17 protein-coding genes are annotated in these 23401 nt (G+C 60.6%); 9 read left to right on the top strand and 8 right to left on the bottom strand.

Annotated features, from left to right (window positions below; all coding sequences use genetic code 11):
* The first annotated feature begins 72 nt into the window (after positions 1-72).
* The 4 genes from ACOYXG_RS20995 (at position 73) to groL (ending at position 3597) form a co-directional block, all read left to right on the top strand.
* Positions 73-798 carry a HugZ family pyridoxamine 5'-phosphate oxidase gene (locus tag ACOYXG_RS20995; RefSeq protein WP_460353768.1) on the top strand — a complete coding sequence of 242 codons (726 nt, stop codon included), beginning with the start codon at positions 73-75 and terminating at the stop codon, positions 796-798.
* A gap of 72 nt (positions 799-870) precedes the next feature.
* A complete protein-coding gene (locus ACOYXG_RS20990) occupies positions 871-1347 on the top strand; it encodes an FxsA family protein (RefSeq protein ID WP_096795133.1) in 477 nt (158 codons plus the stop codon).
* Between the two features lie 258 nt (positions 1348-1605).
* Positions 1606-1899, top strand: coding sequence for a co-chaperone GroES (locus ACOYXG_RS20985; protein WP_007916610.1), 294 nt, complete (start codon positions 1606-1608; stop codon positions 1897-1899).
* A gap of 51 nt (positions 1900-1950) precedes the next feature.
* Entirely contained in the window at positions 1951-3597 is a 1647-nt protein-coding gene (gene groL / locus ACOYXG_RS20980) for a chaperonin GroEL (protein WP_007964008.1), read from the top strand.
* Positions 3598-3856: 259 nt separating this feature from the next.
* On the opposite strand, the gene ACOYXG_RS20975 is transcribed toward groL, so the two are convergent.
* Positions 3857-5806, bottom strand: a complete 1950-nt coding sequence (locus ACOYXG_RS20975; protein WP_336840550.1) for an LTA synthase family protein — start codon at positions 5804-5806, stop codon at positions 3857-3859.
* 203 nt (positions 5807-6009) lie between these two features.
* Here ACOYXG_RS20975 and ACOYXG_RS20970 point away from each other — a divergent pair, with 203 nt between their 5' ends.
* From ACOYXG_RS20970 to ACOYXG_RS20950, 5 genes are all read left to right on the top strand, one after another.
* On the top strand, positions 6010-6693 hold the full coding sequence (locus ACOYXG_RS20970; protein WP_025111688.1) for a response regulator transcription factor: 684 nt from the start codon (positions 6010-6012) through the stop codon (positions 6691-6693).
* On the top strand, positions 6683-7957 hold the full coding sequence (locus ACOYXG_RS20965; protein ID WP_097086030.1) for a sensor histidine kinase: 1275 nt from the start codon (positions 6683-6685) through the stop codon (positions 7955-7957). Before ACOYXG_RS20970 ends, ACOYXG_RS20965 begins: the two co-directional genes overlap by 11 nt.
* 304 nt (positions 7958-8261) lie before the next feature.
* Complete coding sequence (locus ACOYXG_RS20960) at positions 8262-8930, top strand: class I SAM-dependent methyltransferase (RefSeq protein ID WP_027612050.1); 669 nt, start codon at positions 8262-8264, stop codon at positions 8928-8930.
* Between the two features lie 4 nt (positions 8931-8934).
* Positions 8935-9648, top strand: a complete 714-nt coding sequence (locus ACOYXG_RS20955) for a lipopolysaccharide kinase InaA family protein (RefSeq protein WP_096795130.1) — start codon at positions 8935-8937, stop codon at positions 9646-9648.
* Between the two features lie 2 nt (positions 9649-9650).
* Entirely contained in the window at positions 9651-9878 is a 228-nt protein-coding gene (locus ACOYXG_RS20950) for a hypothetical protein (RefSeq protein ID WP_025111684.1), read from the top strand.
* 1176 nt (positions 9879-11054) lie between these two features.
* On the opposite strand, the gene ACOYXG_RS20945 is transcribed toward ACOYXG_RS20950, so the two are convergent.
* The 7 genes from ACOYXG_RS20945 to ACOYXG_RS20915 form a co-directional block, all read right to left on the bottom strand.
* On the bottom strand, positions 11055-14081 hold the full coding sequence (locus ACOYXG_RS20945) for a multidrug efflux RND transporter permease subunit (protein ID WP_097086029.1): 3027 nt from the start codon (positions 14079-14081) through the stop codon (positions 11055-11057).
* Between the two features lie 13 nt (positions 14082-14094).
* Entirely contained in the window at positions 14095-15243 is a 1149-nt protein-coding gene (locus ACOYXG_RS20940) for an efflux RND transporter periplasmic adaptor subunit (RefSeq protein WP_150368560.1), read from the bottom strand.
* Positions 15244-15526: 283 nt separating this feature from the next.
* Positions 15527-16627 carry a DUF1513 domain-containing protein gene (locus ACOYXG_RS20935; RefSeq protein WP_460353759.1) on the bottom strand — a complete coding sequence of 367 codons (1101 nt, stop codon included), beginning with the start codon at positions 16625-16627 and terminating at the stop codon, positions 15527-15529.
* 14 nt (positions 16628-16641) lie between these two features.
* Entirely contained in the window at positions 16642-17706 is a 1065-nt protein-coding gene (locus tag ACOYXG_RS20930; protein ID WP_027612470.1) for an imelysin family protein, read from the bottom strand.
* A gap of 26 nt (positions 17707-17732) precedes the next feature.
* On the bottom strand, positions 17733-19160 hold the full coding sequence (locus ACOYXG_RS20925; protein ID WP_460353756.1) for a di-heme oxidoreductase family protein: 1428 nt from the start codon (positions 19158-19160) through the stop codon (positions 17733-17735).
* Between the two features lie 317 nt (positions 19161-19477).
* On the bottom strand, positions 19478-20821 hold the full coding sequence (locus tag ACOYXG_RS20920; RefSeq protein ID WP_134787216.1) for an imelysin family protein: 1344 nt from the start codon (positions 20819-20821) through the stop codon (positions 19478-19480).
* A 230-nt stretch (positions 20822-21051) separates the two neighbouring features.
* Positions 21052-23103, bottom strand: a complete 2052-nt coding sequence (locus ACOYXG_RS20915; protein ID WP_027612474.1) for a putative bifunctional diguanylate cyclase/phosphodiesterase — start codon at positions 23101-23103, stop codon at positions 21052-21054.
* Positions 23104-23401: the final 298 nt, after the last annotated feature.

Genomic DNA, 23401 nt, shown 5'->3' with positions numbered 1-23401 from the left:
GATGGCGTGACCGGGACTTATCCCCAGGCGCCTGTCCGTTTTTTCGACGGATTCTAATTAAGGAGTCATAAATTGAGCGTTGAAGCGGCCAAGAATGCCCGAGAATTGCTTCTCAAGGAATACCGTGGCGTATTGTCCACCCACTCCAAATCAATGCCCGGTTTCCCGTTTGGCTCGGTGGTGCCGTATTGCCTGGATGAGCAGGGCCGCCCGCTGATCCTGATCAGCCGCATCGCCCAGCACACCCACAACCTGCAGAAAGATCCGAAATGTTCGCTGCTGGTAGGTGAGCGTGAGGCCGACGACGTGCAGGCCGTTGGTCGCCTGACCTACCTGGCCGAAGCGCAGAAGCTCGAAGACCCGGCTGCCATCGAAGCCGCCGCCGAGCGTTACTACCGGTATTTCCCCGACTCGCAGAACTATCACAAGGCCCACGACTTTGATTTCTGGGTGCTCAATCCGGTGCGGCACCGCTACATCGGCGGTTTCGGTGCGATTCACTGGGTCGATCAAGTAACCCTGGCCAACCCGTTTGCCGGCAAGGCGGAAATCAGCATGGTCGAGCACATGAACAGCGATCACGCCAAAGCCATTGCCCACTACGTCGAACTCAGCGGGTTGCCGAAAACCGTACCGGCGCAACTGGCCGGAATCGACAGCGAAGGCATGCACTTGCGCATCGGTCAGGCACTGTATTGGCTGGCGTTTCCAGCGCCTTGTCATACGCCGATACAAGTGCGCGAGGCCTTGGTTTCTCTGGCTCACGCCGAGGTCTGGCCAAAAAAATGCGGTGGCTGACGCTTGAATTCACGAAAGGGCGACGTCATCTAAGGCTTACTGCAAGGCATTTCTTGCGTTGAGGAATCTTTGATGCGCCCTTTTTTGTTGCTCTTTCTGCTGTTTCCGGTGCTGGAGCTGTTCGTATTCGTCAAAGTGGCAGGGGCGATCGGGTTTTTCCCGGCCCTGCTGCTGATCATTCTCGGCTCGATGTTCGGTGTGTTCGTACTGCGCGTCGCCGGTCTGGCCACGGCACTGCGTGCCCGTGAAAGCCTGAACCGCGGTGAATTGCCCGCGCAGACCATGCTTGAAGGCCTGATGCTGGCACTGGCCGGTGGCCTGTTGATCCTGCCGGGCTTCATCAGCGACGTGGTCGGTCTGGTGATGCTGCTGCCGTTTACCCGTCGCCTGCTGGCGAACAAGATGCGCCAGCGCGCCGAAGAACAGGCAATTCGTCAGCGTGCCTTCGCCGACGACCTGCAACCGCGTGGCGGTCCTGCACCGCGCCAGCCTCTGGGCCGCGAGGGTGATGTGATCGAAGGCGAGTTCGAACATCGCGACAGCAAGTAACCCCTGCTTCGACACGGCACCTTCGGGTGCCGTTTCTTTATGCGCGGCATTCAAGGGGCAACCGATGAAAAATTTTCTGCCCCCGCCCTTGTAATAAGCTTATGCGCCCTTATGTATCGGTCACCGAAAGGTTTCCGGCATTCAAGCCGGACAGACTTCCGCGGTTTGCTCGACGAACCGCAACCGGCGCAGGCCGGATTTGTTAAACCCGCCGGGACTACACCGGCCGATGAAAACCACAATTAGGAGAGATCGACAATGAAGCTTCGTCCTCTGCATGACCGCGTCGTCATCCGTCGCAGCGAAGAAGAAAAGAAAACCGCTGGCGGTATCGTCCTGCCAGGTTCGGCTGCTGAAAAAGCCAACCACGGTGTGATTCTCGCTGTAGGCCCGGGCAAGGCTCTGGAAAACGGTGAAGTGCGTGCACTGTCCGTGAAGGAAGGCGACAAGGTTGTGTTCGGTCCTTACTCCGGCAGCAACACTGTGAAAGTCGACGGCGAAGACCTGCTGGTAATGAGCGAGAACGAAATCCTCGCTGTTATCGAAGGCTGATACCCCCCGTTCATTTTCCCGTTACTACAAAGTATTTAAGGAATATCGATCATGGCTGCTAAAGAAGTTAAGTTCGGCGATGCCGCTCGCTCCAAGATGCTCAAAGGCGTCAACGTTCTGGCTGACGCGGTAAAAGCGACCCTGGGCCCGAAAGGCCGTAACGTGATTCTCGAGAAGAGCTTCGGCGCTCCGACCATCACCAAGGACGGCGTTTCCGTCGCCAAGGAAATCGAACTCGAAGATCGCTTCGAAAACATGGGCGCGCAGCTGGTCAAAGACGTTGCCTCCCGTGCCAACGATGACGCTGGTGACGGTACTACCACCGCGACCGTTCTGGCTCAATCGATCGTCAACGAAGGCCTGAAAGCCGTCGCTGCCGGCATGAACCCGATGGACCTGAAGCGCGGTATCGACAAAGCGACCATCGCGATCGTCAAAGAGCTGAAAGCCCTGTCCAAGCCATGCGCTGACACCAAGGCTATCGCTCAGGTCGGCACCATCTCCGCCAACTCCGACAACTCCATCGGCGACATCATTGCCGAAGCCATGGAAAAAGTCGGTAAAGAAGGCGTGATCACCGTTGAAGAAGGCTCGGGCCTGGAAAACGAACTGTCGGTTGTAGAAGGCATGCAGTTCGACCGTGGCTACCTGTCCCCGTACTTCGTCAACAAGCCGGACACCATGGTTGCCGAGCTCGACGGCCCGCTGATCCTGCTGGTCGACAAAAAGATCTCGAACATCCGCGAAATGCTGCCAGTGCTGGAAGCCGTTGCCAAAGCCGGCCGTCCACTGCTGATCGTTGCCGAAGACGTTGAAGGCGAAGCCCTGGCGACTCTGGTCGTGAACAACATGCGTGGCATCGTCAAGGTTGCAGCCGTCAAGGCTCCAGGCTTCGGCGACCGTCGCAAGGCCATGCTGCAGGACATCGCCGTTCTGACCGGCGGTACCGTGATCTCCGAAGAGATCGGCCTGAGCCTGGAAAGCACCACCCTGGAGCACCTGGGTAACGCCAAGCGCGTGACCCTGTCCAAGGAAAACACCATCATCGTTGACGGTGCTGGCGTACAAGGCGACATCGAAGCCCGTATCGCTCAGATCCGTGCCCAGGTTGCCGAAACTTCCTCGGACTACGACCGTGAAAAACTGCAAGAGCGTCTGGCCAAGCTGTCCGGCGGCGTTGCAGTGATCAAGGTTGGCGCTGGTTCCGAAGTTGAAATGAAAGAGAAGAAGGCCCGCGTTGAAGACGCCCTGCACGCAACCCGTGCAGCCGTTGAAGAAGGCGTGGTACCTGGCGGTGGCGTTGCGCTGATCCGTGCTCTGGAAGCCCTGACCGAACTGACCGGCGACAACGCTGACCAGAACGTCGGTATCGCTGTACTGCGTCGCGCTGTTGAAGCGCCGCTGCGCCAGATCGCGGCCAACTCCGGTGACGAGCCAAGCGTAGTCGTCAACGAAGTGAAGAACGGCAAAGGTAACTTCGGTTACAACGCTGCTTCGGGCGAATACGGCGACATGATCGAAATGGGCATCCTGGACCCAACCAAGGTAACCCGTTCCGCTCTGCAAGCTGCAGCCTCGATCGGCGGTCTGATCCTGACCACCGAAGCGGCTGTTGCTGATGCACCGAAGAAAGAAGGCTCGGCTGGCGGCGGTATGCCAGACATGGGCGGCATGGGTGGCATGGGCGGCATGATGTAAGCCAGCCTTACCCCTGTAACGAAAAACCCCGCCTGCGCTGAGCAGGCGGGGTTTTTTATTGCCCGGACTCCAGGCTTCACACCATCCCCTGTGGGAGCGAGCCTGCTCGCGAAAGCAATCACCCCGTCACTACAGCTGTGACGCATGCACAGCATTCGCGAGCAGGCTCGCTCCCACATTGGGATCTGGATTTCCTGTGATAACCGGTTGCGCAAAAAAAAAGCCCCGGTGCATCAGCCCGGGGCGTTTCTATTGACGGTTACTGTTCGCTGACCTGGACAGTGCTGTCCTTCGCCGGCTTCCAGCTCAACAACTGCTGTTTGAAGCCATAACTGGCCGCCTGGTAATACGCAATGGCCCGGCTGACCAGCGGATCGTCGCTGCTGACCCGCGACTCGCGGCTTTCGGTCAACGCATCGTCATGCCGGCGCAAGCCTTGGCGCGGGCTGAGGATCGCCAGATCCTTGCCATCAAACAGACCCAGGTGCTGGTAGTTGCCGACCACCACGCGCGGTGGCAACGGGTTGTCCTGCAACAGGTTGCGACCAAAGAACGTCGAGGTGTAATCCAGGTTGAGCAAGCCCAGCAGCGTTGGGGCCAGATCGATCTGGCTGGCCAGTTGCGCGCTCTCGCGAGCTTCGATCATTTTCGGCGCGTAGATGAACAGCGGAATCTGATAGTTGGCGATCGGCAAGTCTTCCTTGCCGGCGCTGCCCGCGGTGTGGTCGGCGACGAAGATGAAGATCGTATTGTCGAACCACGGCTTTTGCCGCGCCTGCTCCAGGAACTGACCAATCGCATAGTCGGTGTACTTCACCGCACCATCACGGCCGTTGCCGGATTTGATGTCGATCCGGTTGTCGGGGTAGGTGTAAGGGCGATGGTTGGAGGTGGTCATCAGTTGCAGCAGAAACGGCTGCTGTTTGGCGTAGTCGGCATCCGCCAGTTTCAGGGTCTGACGATACAGATCTTCGTCGGCCATGCCCCAGGCGTTCTTGAAGTGGATCTCGGCTTCATCGACGCTGCTCTGGTCGACGACACGATAGCCGTTGCCGCTGAAGAACGCGTTCATGTTGTCGAAGTAGCCGCGTCCGCCGTAGACGAACACGCTGTCGTAACCCACCGCGCTCAACTGCTGGCCAAGGCTGGCGAAACCGCTTTCACGGCCGATGCGTTTGACGATCGAGCGGCCCGGCGTCGGCGGGATGGCCAGGGTGATCGCTTCCAGACCGCGATCGGTGCGGGTGCCGGTGGCGTAGAAGTTATTGAAATACAGGCTCTGCTTGCGCAACGCGTCGAGGTTTGGCGTCAGGTTGCGACCGTCGCCATTGCTGCCCAGGTACTTGGCGCTGAGGCTTTCGATGGTCACCAGCACAATGTTTGGCTTGCGCGGGGTGCCCGGGTTGTCGATCACCCGGCGAATGTCCTGTGGATCCTTGCCAATGAAGCGTGCGTCGCTTTCGCTCAGCTCGGCGCGGATCTGGCTGGCGACTTTTTCCGCCGGCAGGCTCTTGTAGAACTGGGTGTAGTCCAGTTCATTGTTACGGAACGCGGCGAAGAACTGATACGGGCCGTTGCTGGCCAGTTCGTTCTGGTAGGCGTTGCCGCCCTGGGCACGCGGGGCGTCCTGGCTGAGCAGTTGCAGGCTGAGGCCCGCAACGATCAACAGGCCCAGGGCACTGAGCAGACGCCCGCGCAACGACGGCAGCGGGGCATTCATGGCAGCATTGAACGGCTTGCCCAAGGCAAAGCTGATCACCACGGCCAGCACGCCGAGGAGGCTCAGCAGTTTGCCGATCGGGTACGACTCGAGGACGTTGTTCAGCACTTCGTCCGAGTACACCAGATAATCGACGGCGATGAAGTTGAATCGCACGCCGAACTCGTCCCAGAACAGCCATTCGGCCACTGCCACGAACAGCATGGCGAACAGGCTGACTGTCAGCAGGGCGCGCAGAAACCCGCGATGTCCACGACGCCGCCACAGGCCCGGCGGGCAGAGCAGCAGGTACAAGCCCATCGGCAATGCCGCATAGGCCAGGAAACCCAGGTCGTACAGCGCGCCGATGCCGAACACCGACAGGGCGAAGCCGCCGGCCTCATCCAGGTGAGTCAGCAGCAGTACCGCTCGAGTCAGAAGAAAGATGACCAGCCAGGCGCCGGTGATGAGCAGCAGAAAGCGCACGGGCGCGGTCTTGAGAAGGTCCATTGTCTAGTTTTCCTTATATCAATGGCGCGCGAGTTTCGCGGCGTCACTGTAGTCAGGTTGTGAATCGATAGTGAAAACTTTGTTAAACATTTAATTTGCCTGGGCAAATTGATTTGCACACCTGTCGGCCCTAGCCCTGAAACGGCGTTGGCCTTAAGCTGCGCGGGCCATGACGGCCGTCACTGTGTACGGAGGAGATGCCAATGCGAATTCTATTGGTCGAAGACAACCGCGATATCCTGGCCAACCTGGCCGATTACCTGGGGCTCAAAGGCTATACCGTCGATTGCGCCCAGGACGGCTTGTCGGGCCTGCATCTGGCTGCCACCGAGCATTACGACCTGATCGTGCTCGATATCATGCTGCCGGGGATCGACGGCTACACCCTGTGCAAGCGCCTGCGTGAAGATGCCCGGCGCGATACGCCGGTGATCATGCTCACCGCCCGCGATCAACTGGACGACCGGCTGCAGGGCTTCAAGTCCGGGGCCGACGATTATCTGGTCAAACCGTTTGCCCTGTCCGAGCTGGCGGCGCGGGTCGAGGCGGTGATGCGCCGGACTCAGGGTGGCGGACGCCGTGCGCTGCAGGTGGGTGACCTGACCTACGATCTCGACACGCTGGAAGTGACCCGCGAGGGCAAGCTGCTCAAGCTCAACCCGGTCGGCCTCAAGCTGCTGGCAGTCTTGATGCAGAAGAGTCCGCATGTCCTGCGCCGGGAAATTCTCGAAGAAGCGCTGTGGGGCGATGACTGCCCGGACAGCGACAGCCTGCGCAGCCACGTCCACCAATTGCGTCAGGTGATCGACAAGCCATTTGCCAAGCCGTTGCTGCAAACCGTGCACGGCGTGGGTTACCGCTTGGCCGAGGGGCGTGATGGAGTTTAAGCAAAGCCTTTCCCAGCGGATCATCATCGCCTTTGCGCTGATGAGTGCGCTGGTGGCCGGGGCCTTCGCCATGGGCATCGTGGCGACCGTGCACCTGGTGGAGGAGAAACTGATTTCGGCGGGGCTGGGCGGCGACCTGCAGCGTCTGCTGCTGATGGACAACGTATCGGACTGGAGCCATCGCCCGGAACCGGACCAGTTGTTCTATTTCAGCGGCGGACCGGGTGATTTCGAGCTGCCCAAGGATCTGCGTCACCTCGATGCGGGGTTCCACGAAGTGTTCCGCGAGCAGCTGTCGTATCACGCGATGGTCGAGATCGTCGACGGTCGGCGCTACGTGCTGCTGCAGGATCAAAGCGATTTCGAAGAGCGCGAGCGCGTGCTGTTTGCCGTGGTGCTGGTGGGCTTTGTGCTCAGTCTGGCGCTGGCGGTATTCCTCGGATGGGTGCTGGCGCGCAAGGTCATGGCGCCGGTGGTGCGCCTGGCACGGCAAGTACGGCATCGCGATCAGTTGCTCGGTCTGGCGCCGCCACTGGCGCCGGACTATGCGGCTGACGAAGTCGGCGAACTGGCGGTGGCGTTCGATGCCACGCTGGGGCGCCTGCGTCAGGCACTGACTCGGGAGCGGCTGTTCACCAGTGACGTCAGCCACGAGCTGCGCACACCGTTAATGGTGCTGGCGAGTTCCTGTGAACTGCTGCTGGAAAATCCGGGGCTGGATCAACGCGGTCGTGCCCAGGTCGAGCGCATCGCCCGCGCCAGCGAAGAAATGCGTGAACTGGTGCAGACCTTCCTGATGCTCGCCCGCGCCCAGCGTGAAGACGCCGGTTCGGCACCGCAGCAGAACATCAGTCAGGTGGCCGATGGCTTGTTGAGTATCTGGCGTGAACCGATCGAATCGAAAGGGCTGCAGCTGATGTTCGAGCCGGGCAATCCGCCGGACACTCGCTTCAACGCGACTCTGCTCAGCGCGGTCATGGGCAATTTGTTGCGCAACGCCTGCCACTACACCGAGCAGGGCTTCATCCGCCTGACGCTCAACGACAACGGCTTCGTCGTCGAAGACTCGGGCGTCGGCATTCCCGAGGAAAAACGTGAGGCCATGTTCCAGCCCTTCGTACGCGGCAATGAGAAGCGCGGCGAAGGCTTGGGCCTGGGCTTGTCGCTGGTGCAGCGGATCTGCGAGAACCAAGGCTGGGAGGTGACGTTGAGCACCATGCAGCCCAATGGTTGCCGCTTTGAGGTGACGCTGGGGCAGCGTTGATCCCCAAACCCAAGCGGCCGCGCCCTGAGTGCTGGTATTCGATGACGCCTTCGCGAGCAGGCTCGCTCCCACAGATATCTGCGGTACAAAGGTGGGAGCGAGCCTGCTCGCGAAGGGGATTGAACGGCAGTATTGAATCATCAGTGGCCGCCGGATTCAGCTGATGGCCCCGCGCTATTGCTTTCTCCCTGTAAAACCCTGTAATAGTTTGCCGGTTTACCTGACGTAATTTTCACAAAGGGACGACCTGACGCTGACATGCCACTACCTATGGTAGGGGCGTCAGTTATTCAGGAGTCCTGAAATGAGCAGTCCGATCAAGCTCGATTTTTCCGAAAAGTATGATGACCAGCATGCACAAAAATATTTGCGCAAGCACCAGGACGGTTTAGGTCGTCGGTTGTCACATTGGCGGGACGAGCAGCTGGCCCGCAAGGCACTGACGCTGGCGGGCGAGCCGGGGCTGGTTCTGGATCTGCCGTGTGGTGCAGGGCGTTTCTGGCCGTTGCTGGCGGAAAAACCCAATCGGGTGATCATTGGCGCGGACAATTCCGAGTCTATGATCAAGACCGCGATGCAGGCGCAGCCGGCTGATGTGGTGAAAAGGGTACAACCTTTGCACACGTCAGCGTTCGACATTGCCTTACCTGATAACGCCGTCGACAGCATTTTCTGCATGCGTTTGCTGCATCACATCGGTGAAGCCGAACATCGGCGGACGATTTTGCGCGAATTCGAGCGTGTCACCCGTGACAGCGTAATCATTTCGTTGTGGGTGGACGGTAATTTCAAGGCCTGGAAACGCAAACGCGCTGAACAGCGCCGTGGGCAGGAAGGTTACCAAAACCGGTTTGTGTTACCGGCTGTGACAGTAGAAAAAGAGTTCGAAGACGCAGGTTTTCGCATTCAGGAACAACTGGACTTCATTCCGCTGTATGCCATGTGGCGGGTTTACGTATTACGCAAGAGGTAACAGGATGGCGGTGCAAATAGCAGCAGAAACGGAAGTCGCTCCCCAGGATCGCTTCGACTACTACTGGAACCAGCGCGGTGAATGGGTGGAAGAACCCAACGTGCGCCGTGGCGGGGAAAGTGGTGTGCAACGAGTCGTGGGCCGTGACGGCCAGTTACTGTATGCCAAGCGCCAGACCGGACATATCTATCGCAGTTGGCTGCATCCTTTCGGCCGGCCGACAGTCTTGCGAGAGCTGGATGCCCTGACCGGTGTCAGCCGTCTCGGTGTACGCGTCCCGCAAATCGTCTTCTGCGGCGCGCAGCCCGATCCGCAACACAAGTGGCGTGCGCTGCTGGTGACCAAGTCGCTGGACGGTTTCGACGAACTGGAGAAGTGGGAAGCCGCCGGCGGCCGTGCCCAATATGGCGAAGCCGTTTACGAGCGCGTCCTCAAAGACCTGGCCGAAAACCTCGCGCGCATGCACAAGGGCCGTTGGCAGCACAGCTGCATCTACATCAAACACGTTTTTGTACGGGTGACCGGCGAAGGTGATTCGGCTCAGGTCGAAGTGGCATTGATCGATCTGGAGAAATGCCGTCAGCGTCTGACCGCTTATCGCGCGGCCTCCCATGACATGAAGCAATTGCGTCGCCATTCGTCGTTCAGCGACACGGACTGGAAAAAACTCGTCTACTTTTATGAGACGGCGTTTGGCAGCGCTATCAAAGGTTTATAGCGATGAAACTCGAAATTGCACGAGGTTTGTTTTTGGTTGGAGCCTTGGCAGTTGCTTCATTGGCGGTGGCGGCCTGGGAGCAGCCCCGCATGCAGGTGATCGGTGCTACCACAGGCGATGCTCACTGCGCAGTACCACGGGTGGCGAAAGCCTCCGTGGCGACTAAACCTGACCATGATCTGTTGTTGTTCATGTTCGGACTTTCTCAAGGGATGAGGCCACAGAGTTGAACCGATTGAAGCCAAAATGAAAGGCCTCGCAGATGCGAGGCCTTTTTTATTGCGCGTGTTCCAGGGATCACACTATTCCCCTGTGGGATCGGCGAAAGATGGAGATTGGTGGCTGGCCGCGATCAAGGGTGGGAGTGGGCTTGCTCACGAAGGGGCCGGCACATTCAGCATTGCTGTTGACTGACCTGGCGCTTTCGCGAGCAAGCCCGCTCCCGCAGGGGACTGTGGTGGATGAAGGATTGGGGGGCTTGCCGCGATCAAGGGTGGGAGTGGGCTTGCTCAGGAAGGGGCCGGCACATTCAGCATTGCTGTTGACTGACCTGACGCTTTCGCGAGCAAGCCCGCTCCCACAGGGGACTGTGGTGGATGAAGGATTGGGGGGCTTGCCGCGATCAAGGGTGGGAGTGGGCTTGCTCACGAAGGGGTCGGCACATTCAGCATTGCTGTTGACTGACCTGACGCTTTCGCGAGCAAGCCCGCTCCCACAGGGGACTGTGGTGGATGAAGGATTGGGGGGCTTGCCGCGATCAAGGGTGGGAGTGGGCTTGCTCAGGAAGGGGCCGGCACATTCAGCATGGCTGTTGACTGACCTGGCGCTTTCGCGAGCAAGCCCGCTCCCACAGGGGACTGTGGTGGATGAAGGATTGGGGGGCTTGCCGCGATCAAGGGTGGGAGTGGGCTTGCTCACGAAGGGGCCGGCACATTCAGCATTGCTGTTGACTGACCTGGCGCTTTCGCGAGCAAGCCCGCTCCCACAGGGGACTGTGGTGGATGAAGGATTGGGGGGCTTGCCGCGATCAAGGGTGGGAGTGGGCTTGCTCATGAAGGGGCCGGCACATTCAGCATTGCTGTTGACTGACCTGGCGCTTTCGCGAGCAAGCCCGCTCCCACAGGGGACTGTGGTGGATGAAGGATTGGGGGGCTGGCCGCGATCAAGGGTGGGAGTGGGCTTGCTCACGAAGGGGCCGGCACATTCAGCATTGCTGCTGACTGACCTGACGCTTTCGCGAGCAAGCCCGCTCCCACAGGGGACTGTGGTGGATGAAGGATTGGGGGGCTTGCCGCGATCAAGGGTGGGAGTGGGCTTGCTCACGAAGGGGCCGGCACATTCAGCATTGCTGTTGACTGACCTGGCGCTTTCGCGAGCAAGCCCGCTCCCACAAAGGTAAATCGCTGTTATTTCGGATCGGGTTTCGCCAATAGGGTGTAGATGCACGGCAGCACAAACAGCGTAAACAGGGTGCCGATCGACATCCCCGTTGCAATCACGGTGCCGATATCGAACCGGCTCACGGCGCCCGCACCGGTCGCCAGAATCAACGGCACCATGCCGAACACCATCGCCGCCGTGGTCATCAACACCGGGCGCAAGCGGATTGCCGCCGCTTCCTCGACCGCTTCGCGCGCGGTCAGGCCCTTGTCCTTGCGCAGCTGGTTGGCGAACTCGACGATCAGGATCCCGTGCTTGCTGATCAGCCCGATCAGGGTCACCAGTCCGACTTGGGTGTAGATGTTCATGCTCGACCAGCCAAGGAACAGCGGAATCAACGCACCACAGATCGACAGCGGCACCGTCACCAGAATCACCAGCGGATCACGGAAACTCTCGAACTGCGCCGCCAGCACCAGGAAAATGATCGCCAGCGCCAGGGCGAAGGTTACCCACAGAGCGCTGCCTTCCTGCACGTACTGGCGCGAGGCGCCGCCATAGTCGAAGGCAAACCCGGCTGGCGCTTCCTCCCGGGCGATCTGCAGCACGGTGTCGATGGCCTCGCCCATGCTGACCAGCGGGAATCCGGAAATCTTCGCCGCGTTGAGTTGCTGGAACTGGTTGAGCTGGCGCGGTCGCGCCCGGTCGCTGACCTTGATCAGGGTCGACAGCGGCAGCAGCTCGCCTTGGGTGTTCTTCACGTAGTAGTTGTTCAGCCAGCCGGGGTTTTCGCGGTACGGTCGCTCGACCTGGGCAATCACCTTGTAACTGCGGCCTTCGATGGTGAAACGGTTGATTTCCGCCTCACCCAGCAGCGTCGCCAGGGTGCCGCCCAGATCCTGCATCGACACGCCCATCTGCGCGGCTTTGGCACGGTCGATATCGACGACCACTTCCGGCTTGTCGAACGCCAGATCGAGGTCGACGAAGGCGAACTTGCCCGACTCCATCGCACGTTTCTTGATCCGGTCGGCCACTTGCAGCAGCAATTCGTAGTCGTTGGCGGTATTGACCACGAATTCGAACGGCAAACCTTCACCGGTGCCGGGCAAGGAGGGCAGGTTGAAACCGAAAATCTGCAGGCCGGGGATACTCGCCAGTTTGCCTTGCACCTCGGGCAGGATCTGCATCTGCGTGCGGCTGCGCTCGTTCCACGGCTTGAGCAGGAAGCCACCGATGCCCGCCTGCACGCCGTTGTAGCCGTTGATCTGGAACGAGGAGTAGTACTCCGGAAACTCCTTGAAGATCTTGATGAATTCGTCGGTGTAAGTGCTCAGGTAATCGAGGTTGGTCGGCTGGGGGGCCGTGGCCATCATGAAGATGATGCCCTGATCCTCGTCCGGCGCCAGTTCCGACTTGGTGAACTTGAGAAACACCGGGATCAGGCACAACACGATCACCGCGAACACCAGCACCACCGGCCGCGTGTTCAATGTGCCGTGGAGCATGCTCTGGTAGCGGCGCTTGAGACCGTCGAAAATGCGGTCGAGGCGGTGCGCCAGGCCACTGGGGTTTTCTTCGTGGCGCAACAGCAGGGCGCACATCATCGGCGACAGGGTCAGGGCGACGATCCCGGAGATCACCACGGCGCCGGCCAGGGTCAGGGCGAACTCCTTGAACAAGGCCCCGGTCAGCCCGGTGAGGAAGCCGATCGGCGCATACACCGCCGCCAGGGTGATGGTCATCGACACCACCGGCATGGCGATTTCCCGCGCACCTTCCAGTGCGGCCTCCAGCGGCGTCTTGCCTTCCTCGATGTGTCGGTGAATGTTCTCCACCACCACAATCGCGTCATCTACCACCAGACCGATGGCCAGCACCATCGCCAGCAGGGTCAGGAGGTTGATCGAGTAGCCCATCATCTGCATGAAGAACATCACGCCGATCATCGACAGCGGGATGGTCACCACCGGGATCACCACCGAGCGCAACGCGCCGAGGAACAGGAACACCACGACGATCACGATCAGCACCGCTTCAAACAGGGTTTTCACCACTTCGTCGATCGAGGCCTGAATGAACTGGGTGGCGTCGTAGGCAATCTCGCTCTTGAGGTTGGGCGGCAATTGCGCTTCCAGCTCCGGCATCAGCTTGCGTACTTCCTTGATCACGTCCAGCGGGTTGGCCCCGGGTGTGGCCTTGATGCCGATGTACACCGACGGCGTGCCGCCGAACGAGCTGATCGAGTCGTAGTTTTCCGCGCCCATCTCGACCCGCGCGACATCGCTGAGCAGCACGCGGCTGTCGCCATTGACCTTGAGCGGAATCGCCGCGAAGGCTTCGGCGGATTTCAGTTCGGTGTTGGCGTTGATGCTGGTGACCACGTATTCGCCCTTCACCTCGCCGGCGGCGGAGAGGAAGTTGTACTGGCGCACCGCGTTGGTCACGTCGCTGGCGCTGAGGCCGAAACCGGCGAGCTTCACCGGGTCGAGCCACAGGCGCATGGCGAATACCTGATTACCGAGAATCTCCGCCTCGGCCATGCCCGGCAGGGTCGCCAGTTTCGGCTGGATCACCCGCGACAGGTAGTCGGTGATCTGCGGGTTGCTCAAGTCCTTGCTGAAGAAACTGATGTACATCAGCGCCGAGGCGTCGGCCGATTCCTTGCTCAGTACCGGGTCTTCGGCGTCCTGCGGCAGTTTGTTCTTGACCTCGTTGGCTTTGGCCAGCAGTTCGGTGAACAAACGGTCGGTGTTGGAACCGATGCGCGCGTAGATCGAGATCACCGAGAAGTTCTGCCGGCTGACCGAGGTCATGTAGTCGATGCCCTCGGCGCTGGCCAGGCTTTGCTGCATCGGCTGGGTGATGTAGCCCTGAATGGTCTCGGCGTTGGCCCCGGGGTAGGCGGTGGTCACCGTGATCAGGGCGTTTTCCATTTGCGGGTACTGGCGCAGCGGCAGCTTGCTCCAGGCCTGGAAACCCAGCAGCACAATCAGCAGGCTGACCACGGTGGCGAGCACCGGGCGGCGGATGAACGGATCGGTAAAAGCCATGGGGATTCCTTGATCAGTCGGCGCGAGGCGGACTGTTCTGCTCGCCGAGGGTCTTGTCGTCGCTGATGGCAATGTGTGCGCCGTTGTCCAGTTTGATCTGGCCGGCAGTCACCACTTGTTCGCCGCTCTGTACGCCCTTGTTGATCATCACCAGGCCATCGCGGCGCTCACCGGTCTCGATGAAGCGACGTTCGGCGATCAGTACCGGTTGGCCCTTGTCGTCTTTTTCGACGCTGCCGTCCTCGGCCTTTTTCTGCCCGACCACGTACAGCGAGTTGCCGTAGAGGGTGTAGGTGATCGCGCTTTCCGGCACCACGATGTGTTTCTGCGGATCGGGCAGCAACACGTTGAGGCTGGCGAACATGCCCGGCAGCAATTTGCCGTCGGGATTGGCCAGGGTCGCGCGCACCAGAATATTGCGCGTGGTGCTCTCGACAATCGGGTTGATCGCGCTGATGGCGCCGGGGAAGTTCTGCCCTGGATAGGCTGCGACACCGATCTGCACCGGTTGCCCGATGGCCAGTTTCGGCACCGATTGCTCCGGCACATAGAAGTCGGCGTAGAGACTGCTCAGATCCTGCAGGGTGGCGATTTTGCTGCCGCTGGCGAGGTAGTCGCCGACATCCACCTGACGGATGCCGATGGTGCCGCTGAATGGCGCGAGGATGCGTTTTTTCGCCAGCGAGGCATTGAGCTGATTGACCGTGGCCTTGTTCTTTTGCAACACGGCGGAGAGACGGTCGTACTCGCCTTTGGAGATCGCGCGGCTGTCGACCAGTTGGCTGCCACGGCCGAAGTCCAGTTGTGCCAGTCCCAGGTCAGCCTTGGCGGTTTCCAGCAGGGCGGTCTCGACCGCGCTGTCGAGTTGCAGCAGCGGTTGCCCGGCCTTGACCTTCTGTCCGGATTCGAATTTGAGTTCGGTGACGGTGCCGGCGACTTCCAGACTCAGCTCGACGCCTTGCAAGGCTTTCAGCGAGCCGACGGTGGGCAAACGCATCTGCCACGGCTGTTCGCTGGCGTGGGCCACGGCGACGCTGATCGGCGGTTTTGGTTTGGAGAAGCCCTGGATCATGGTGTAGATCGAAAAGGCTTTGTACCCGCCCAATACCAGGACGACCAGCAAGACAACACCCAACATGATCAGCATGCGGCGACGCAGCATATTTCCAGTTCCTTGGATAAATCAGGTGAGACAGGCGGGCACATTACTCCGAGTCAGGTAGGGATTCCAACTGGCAGTTATTACAGGGGAGGACGGAGTGAGGAAGTCTAAACACTGAACCTGTGGTGAGGGGATTCATCCCCAATGGGTGGCGAAGCCGCCCCAAAACCTGAAACCGCGGTCTGTCAATTGAACCGTGTGCGATGGTTTTGCGACTGCTGCGCAGCCGATCGGGGATAAATCCCCTCGCTACAGGTTATGAGTCGTACTCAGAACAGGTGGGTTATGCGATCAAATGCAGATGGTTGTCCCAGAGCCCTGCCGGCAATTCCAGCGGTTTGGCCAGCAGCTCATCCTGGCGGCAATCGTAGTAGCGGCAACGGCCCTGACCCGAGGTCACGACGAAGCCGTTCTGCACCGCACCAACGCCGGCGCAATCGGGCAGCGGCGCGTCGAGGCGCACTTCGCCGCTGTCCAGGTCCCAGATGAAGAACCGGTTGCCACGCGGCGCGGTCAGCGCCACCAACCGCAGTTCGCTGTGCACTGCGACGCTGGCGGTGTAATGCCCCATCGACTGCAACTGATGCTCCGGCACCGGGAATGCCACGAAGCGCTGGCCCGGACGCTTGATCGCCAACAGCTCGGAGCGCTCATGCGAGGCGCCCATGAATTGCTGGCCGGCAACGATGGTGCCGTCGCTGGCGATGCCCAGGTGACGCACGCTGTTCATCTGCTGGGAAAGGGTTTCCTTGCTCAGCAGGGTGCCGTCGCGCTGCATCAGCACCAGGCTCGGTTCCATGGCGTTGAGGTTCATGTCGACGCGGCTTTCGGCCTCGGTGCGGATCCCGCCGTTGGCCACCACCAGGGTTTCGCCATCGGGCATCCACGAGACCTGATGCGGGCCGAGGCCATGGGTGGAAATCTCACCGCTGTGCACCAGCCGCTCGCCTTCGAACTTGTACACCCCGAGCAGGCCACGCCCCGGATCCGTGGTGTCGTTCTCGGTGGCGTACAGGTATTCGCCGTCCTTGTGCACCACGGCGTGGCCGTAGAAATGCCGGTTCGGCTGCGAAGTCACGGTTTGCAGCAACGTCCCGTCGCGCAGATCGATCAGGTAGCTCTCTGTGCCCGGGCGGCGGGCGACGAACAGCGCGATCGGCAGCGTCGGGTGGTTGATGATGTCGTGACAGCGCTGGCCGACCTCGGTGGCGAACACCTGCGTACCGTCCAGCCGATAACCGACGGCGTAATGCTTGCCGTCGGTGTCGTCGCGCGCCGAGAGCAACAACGGGCTCTGATCCTTGCGCTTGAACAGCGTCCAGCCGCCCAGTGTCACTGCTCCCAGCAGCAAACTACCTAAAGTCAGAGCCTGGCGTCGCAGCATGGCACTTGCCCTCATCAGTCACCGTCGTTGGCGTTGAAGCCCAGTTGGATACCCAGCGCCTTGGCCAGTTCGCCTTCGTGCAGGCGATGGACGACGTTGAGGCTGTCGTAGAGATCGTTGAGTTGTTGACGACCGGCGTCGTCCTGGAGCATTTCGGTCAGCGAGCGCTGGCTGCTGTCGAACAGTTTCAGCGACGCGGCGTAGGCAGCGTCGATCTTGTCCGCCAACGGTTTCTGCTCGGCCGGCAGCAGACCGCGCAGGCCTTTGTTGTCGACGCCTTCCCAGACGGTTTTGGCTGCAGCGAGGCTGGCTTCCAGCGCGGTCAGCGACGACTGGCTGCGCCACGCATCGGCCTGGAACGGCTGCGGCACGCCTTTGCTCTGACGGCCCATCGGTGTGCCGAGTTTTTTCTTCAGGGTGTCGAGGGCGGTGACCTGCACACGCAGCAGATCGGCGATCGCTTCGTGGGAGTCGGCGTAGCGCTGGTTGGGGAACTTGCTCATTTGCGCGAGCATGCCGTCGGTGTTGTTCCAGCTCTGCAGAATCTCTTCGGCCAGTTGCTTCTGGCGCTCGCCGATGGCGATCAACAGTGGGCAGTATTTGGCTTTCTGCTCGGCGTTGGCGACGTCCGGTTTTTCATCGAACAGGATGTATTCGTAAGCCGACAGGCCCTGCACCACCACGCTGGATTTAGCCAGTGCGGCGGCGTCGATCTGCGGCTGGGCGATCACCAGTTGCTCGACCTGACGGCCGACGAGGTTTTTCTTGTCCGGCCAGAACTGCACCTGCCACGAACGGTTGCCCTCGGCCAATGGGCCGATCAGCAGCGGTTGCAGCTCGGCCCAGGCTTTCTGCGCGTGCAGGAAGTCGGCGCGGGCGGTTTCCAGGGTTTCCTTGCCCTGGCAGTAGGCGAGGGCGCTGACCGCCAGTTGCTTGTCGGCTTCGACCCAACGGGTGTAGGTCGGCAGGATCACCGATTTGGCGATGGCCGCCGACGTGACCGCTTGCGGATCCTGCGGCGAGCAGGCGCCGAGGGCGAGTGCGGCAAGGCTGGTGAACAACAACTTGGGACGGAACATGTCGGGCTCCCGATTCTTTTAAGTGTTTAAAGTGAGTTCAAGAACGCCAGCAGCGCAGCACGCTGCTCGGCGTTGAAAGACAAAACCTGTTGCTGCGCCTGCTGCGCTTCGCCGCCATGCCAGAGCACGGCTTCGAGCAGATTGCGGGCGCGACCGTCATGCAAGAACTGGGTGTGACCACTGACTGCCTGCGTCAGACCGATCCCCCACAACGGCGGGGTGCGCCAGTCGCGGCCGGAGGCCTGGAATTCGGTGCGGTTGTCGGCCAGACCATCGCCCATGTCATGCAGCAGCAGATCGCTGTACGGGCGAATCACTTGATTGGCCAGTTCAGGTTCGGCGGCGTTGGCGGCGGTGGTGTATTTCGGCGTGTGGCAGGACTGGCAGCCAGCCTGGAAGAACAGGTTCTTGCCGGCCAGCACTTGTTCGTCGTTGACGCCGCGACGTGCCGGCACTGCGAGGTTGCGTGTGTAGAACAGCACCAGACGCAGGATGTTGTCGCTGACTTCCGGCTCGCCGTCCGGGCCATTGCCGTTCGGCGCCTGTTTGCACGCAGTTTGTGCGTCGGTGCAGTCATCGAAGGGTCTGAGGCTGGTGGTCAGGCCCATGTCTCCGGAAAACGCGTGGACATTCTGCTGATTGAGATTCGGTTGTCCGGCTTTCCAGCCAAAACGGCCGGCCACGGTTTTCTGTAACTCATCGTCCCAGACCCGATTTACGCGACCCTTAATGCCGTTGTTCTCTTTGGCCTGCGCGGCGGCGTTAGCGAGGATCGCTTCTTCGGGAATGGCTTCGAGCAGGCCGAGGCCAATCATCGGCGGTGCGACGCGGGCCGAGAAACGCGTGTCCGGGTGCATCGGGCCGTAGCCCAACTGAGTGAATTGCAGAACCGGTTTGCGCAGCTCGACTTCGGTGCCGTCCTTGAAACGAATCGACACCGGGGTGTACTCGACGCGCACCTTGCCTTCGGGCGTGACCCCGGGCACGGCCATGTCCTGGAACTGGCCGCCGTAGACCGGCTCGGGCACCACGCCGACTTGCTCGATGACTTTGGCATAGGCCGGTGAATCAGGGATCGACAGACGCACCAGCATCGATACCGCGTTCGCCGCATCCGGCGCTGGCGGATGTCCGCGACCGTCCTTGATGTGGCAGTTCTGGCAGGCGTTGGTGTTGAACAGCGGGCCGAGACCATCGCGGGCGGTGGTGGTCGACGGGGCGATCACCCACGGACTGCGGAAGAAGCTGTTGCCGACGCTGAAGTCGACGCGACGCGACGGCGGCAGATTGGCCGAAGGCAGTGAGAACGCATTCTGATCGGTCTTGCGCACAGTCGCCGCCCCGCCCGAACGCGCTTCACCCGGCTCAGCCTTGGTAAAGCGCGGGGCGTCATCGCAGGCACTCAGGCCCAGGGCCAGAAACAGTGCGGACAAGCGAAGCGGCAGCGAGGGCATCAGACATCCTGCGGACGGGCGAAAACAAAGGCGCAAAGTCTAACAGGGCGAGTGAGTTTGAATAAGAGGAATTATCGTTTGCTTGATATGGCGCAAGCCTTGAAACTCATGCAAACCCTGTGGGAGCGAGCCTGCTCGCGAAAGCGGTGTCCGCCGCGCTGACGATGTTGCGCCAGATGACGCCTTCGCGAGCAGGCTCGCTCCCACAGGATTTGGTGGTGTACCTGATATCGAACACACCATGGAGCAGGGTTTTGTGTACGGCAGGCATGAAAAAGGCGACCCGCAGGTCGCCTTTTTCAGTCGAACGCGCGTGATCAGAACTCGTGATCAGCGTTGTCCGGGTTCAGGTCGCTGATGCCCAGCTTGCCGGCAGCGGCTTCGATCGAGCCGGTCTGCTTGACCAGTGCGGCGATGGCGTCACGCACGATCTGGTTGCCGGCGGTGTTGCCCGCAGCGATCAACTGGTCGTAGTGCTCACCCTTGTTGGCGTGATCGACCATGACCTGGATTTTAGCTTCGGTAGCGGCCAGATCGGCTTTCAGCGCGGTGTCGGCAGCCGGGTCGGCCTTGGCCACCAGCGACGACAGGCTGGCACCGGTCATTTTGGTGCCGTCGGTGCGGGTGTACTCGCCCAGGTACACGTTACGAATGCCTTTGGCATCGTAGAAGTGCGAGTTGTGGGTGTTGTCGCTGAAGCAATCCTGTTCGTCTTCCGGGGAGTTGGCCTCCAGGGAAACCTTCATGCGCTCGCCCGCCAATTCGCCCAGGGACAGGCTGCCCATGCCGAACAGCATTTTGCGCAGGCCGCTTTCAGCCGGTTCGGCTTCCAGGGTGGCGCGGTAGTTGTCAGCCACGTTCGGCTTCCAGTTGCCGACCATTTCTTCCAGGTCGCTGACCAGCAGTTGGGTCACGGCTTTGAGGTACGCACGGCGACGATCGTTGTGACCGCCAGTGGCGCCTGCGCCTTCCAGGTAGTCCGAGGCTGGACGGTTGCCGGCGCCCGGGCCGGTGCCGTTCAGGTCCTGGCCCCAGAGCAGGAATTCGATGGCGTGGTAGCCGGTGGCGACGTTGGCTTCGGAACCGCCCAGCTCGTTGAGGCTGGCAAGTTTTTCCGGGGTGATGTCTTTCACATCGACCTTGTCTTCGCCGACCTGCACTTCAGTGTTGGCGATGATGTTGGCGGTGGCGCCCGGGTTGCCCAGCGCGTGCTCGTAGGATTTGTCGACGTAGTCGATCAGGCCTTCGTCCAGCGGCCAGGCGTTCACCTGACCTTCCCAGTCGTCGATGATGGTGTTGCCGAAGCGAAACACTTCGCTCTGCAGGTAAGGCACGCGCGCAGCGACCCAGGCAGCCTTGGCGGCTTTCAGGGTGTCGGCGTTCGGTTTGGCGAGGAACGCGTCGACCGCCGTTTGCAGGGTTTTCGCAGTGGATTCGGCATCGCTGTAGACGGCGAAGACCATGTCGGCGTAGTGCGCGACCACAGCCTTGGCGGCGGCTTCATCGACTTTACCGGCAGCGGCAGGTGCTGGCGCGGCAGCGGTGCTGGCGGCTGGAGTCGGCGCGGCCGGGGCGGCAGCCTTGTCTTTGCCTTCGCCGCAACCGGCGAGGGAAATAGCGATGGCCAGCAGACTGGCGGTAGCCAGAGGCATACGAATCATGGCGAACATCCTGCTTCGGTAATGGAATGGACAGGGCGCGGGGGTGCGCAAAGCTGCGACATAATGCAAATCTTTCGCATTATGTGTAAAGGGCTGTGGCTGGAAATATTTCTTGTTTACGCCGGTGTGATGGCGCAGATCAAAAGATCGCAGCCTCGTTTCACTCGACAGCTCCTACAGGGGAATGCGATCCCTGTAGGAGCTGCCGCAGGCTACGATCTTTTGATCTTCTAGAGAATGGCAGCATTGGTGCGTTGGGCTTGCTTGAGGTAGGCCGTCAATTCCCGGGCAGGCAGCGGCTTGCTGTAGTGGTAACCCTGACCTTCGTGGCAGCCTTCGGAGATGATGTAGGACTCTTGCTCGGCGGTTTCCACGCCTTCGGCAATCACCTGCATGCCCAGGCTCTTGCCCAGCTGGATGATCGCGCGAACGATGGTCGCATCATCGTCGTCATCCAGCAGATCCTGGACGAAGCTCTTGTCGATCTTGATCTTGTCCAGCGGCAGGCTTTTCAGGTAACTCAGCGATGAGTAGCCGGTGCCGAAGTCGTCGATGGCGATCAGCGCCCCGGAGCGGCGTAGGCTCAGCAGGTGTTGGGCGGCGGTGCTGATGTCTTCCATCAGGCCGGTTTCGGTGACTTCCAGCTCCAGGCTGCGCGGCGGCAGGCGGTAGATCTGCAGCAGGTTGTTGACCACTCGCGGCAACTCGGCGTGGTGCAGTTGCACGGTGGACAGGTTGACCGCCATGCGCAGATCGACGAAGCCCTGATCGTGCCATTCGCGCAATTGCTTGCAGGCCTGATCCAGCACCCACTCGCCGATGGCGATGATCGTGCCGTTCTGTTCGGCCAGCGGAATGAACAGGTCCGGCGGCACCAGACCGTGTTCCGGATGCTGCCAGCGAATCAGCGCTTCGACCCCGACCACGCGGTGATCGCGGTAGCTGATCTGCGGCTGATAGACGAGGTAGAACTGGTCGCGAATCAGTGCGTCGCGCAGGTCTTTTTCCAGTTCGCGACGGCGACGCATCTCGCTGTCGACACTGGCGATGTAGAACTGATAGCGGTTGCGCGAGCGGGTCTTGGCCAGCGTCATGGTCTGCTCGGCCTTCTGCAACAGCTTCTCGGTGCTGTCGCCGTCCTCGGGGAACAGGGTGATGCCGATGGTCGCGCGCAGGCGGATTTCCTGATGGTCGAGGGCGAACGCCGCTTCCAGATCATCGAGGATGCTCTGCGCCAGCTCTGCCGCTTCATAAGGTTGTTCGATATCGGCCTGCACCAGCGCGAACTGGTCGCCACCCAGACGGGCGAGGGCGCCGAGGCGACCGCTGTGGGCGCGCAGGCGGTCGGCCAGCGCCAGCAGCAACTGGTCACCGGTCTGGTAGCTGAACTGCTCGTTGATTCCTTTGAAATCATCCAGCCCCACACACAACACCGCGACCCGGCGTTGCAGCTTGCCGGCGTCGACCAGAATCTTGTCCAGTTGCTGCTGCAATTGCTGGCGGTTCGGCAGGCCGGTGAGGAAGTCGTACTGGGCCATGCGCAGCAGGCTGTTTTCCGCTTCGTGGCGCAGATGGGTGTTGCGTTCTATCGATTCGAGCAACTGGTTGGCGGTGTTGATCCAGATGCCGAGTTCATTCTTTTCGTGACCCTTGAGCTGTGGAATCTTGTGCTCGCTGGGGCGATCGGGATTGATTTCGGTCAGGTGCTCGATGATCCGTGACAGCGGCTTGGTCAGCAGCCAGTGATAAACCAGATACAACACCAGGCCCATGGCCAGGGCGCGCAAGACGCCGGAAATGAAAATAATCACCGAACTGACGATGAAACTCTCGCCATAGGTGGCGGTGTCGAGGGTGATGCTCAGGTCGCCGTAATACTCGCTATAGGGACCGCGACCGACCAATTGAGTGGTGAAGGTGCGTTCCTGACCGAGAATCAGGTCAGTCAGCCAGCGGCTGTTGGAGTGCTGCAATTCACGGGACTTCTGCGCGAGCATCGCTTCGTTGGGATGGCCGATGGAGGCCTGGCGCACGGCGTCGTCCTGGAACAGGCCTTCGATCACCTGCATGCCCATTTCCCGGTCCAGGCTGTAGACCGCCTGAGTCGAGGGATCACGGAACATGTCGAGGATGCGCTGAGCGTCGCCGGCCACCGCCTGGCGGGTTTTATAGGCATCGAAAACGATCTGGGCGCAGCTCAAGACCACGCCGACGATCAATGCCGAAAGGAGCACGACCCGGAGCAACTTCACCGACAAGCTGTTCTTGAGTTCCAGCTTCAAAGGGTTATTCCTTGTTCCGTGCGGGTAGCGTCAAGTTGCCATGAGTATTGGCAATCCCGTGTTGGCAGTCAAAGGGACAATCAAGCCTCGGAACATTTGCCCGTGGCCTTGGCCGAAATACTGCTGTCTGGAGTCTCAGCTCTATTTGTACTGTGTCGGTAGTTTCGGCCCTCAACTTGAGCGGTGTGGAACAAATTTTCGCTGATTTGATGGTAGCCCGCTGTGCTGCACCGGCAAGTGGCCGGAGCCAGCGTTCATCGTGAAAAAAAGCAGGCATAAAAAAACCCGGCCGTAGCCG

Source organism: Pseudomonas sp. G3-39, assembly GCF_054790485.1.
The sequence above is the reverse complement of the archived record's forward strand: the minus strand, read 5'-3'. Positions and strand labels throughout refer to the sequence as shown.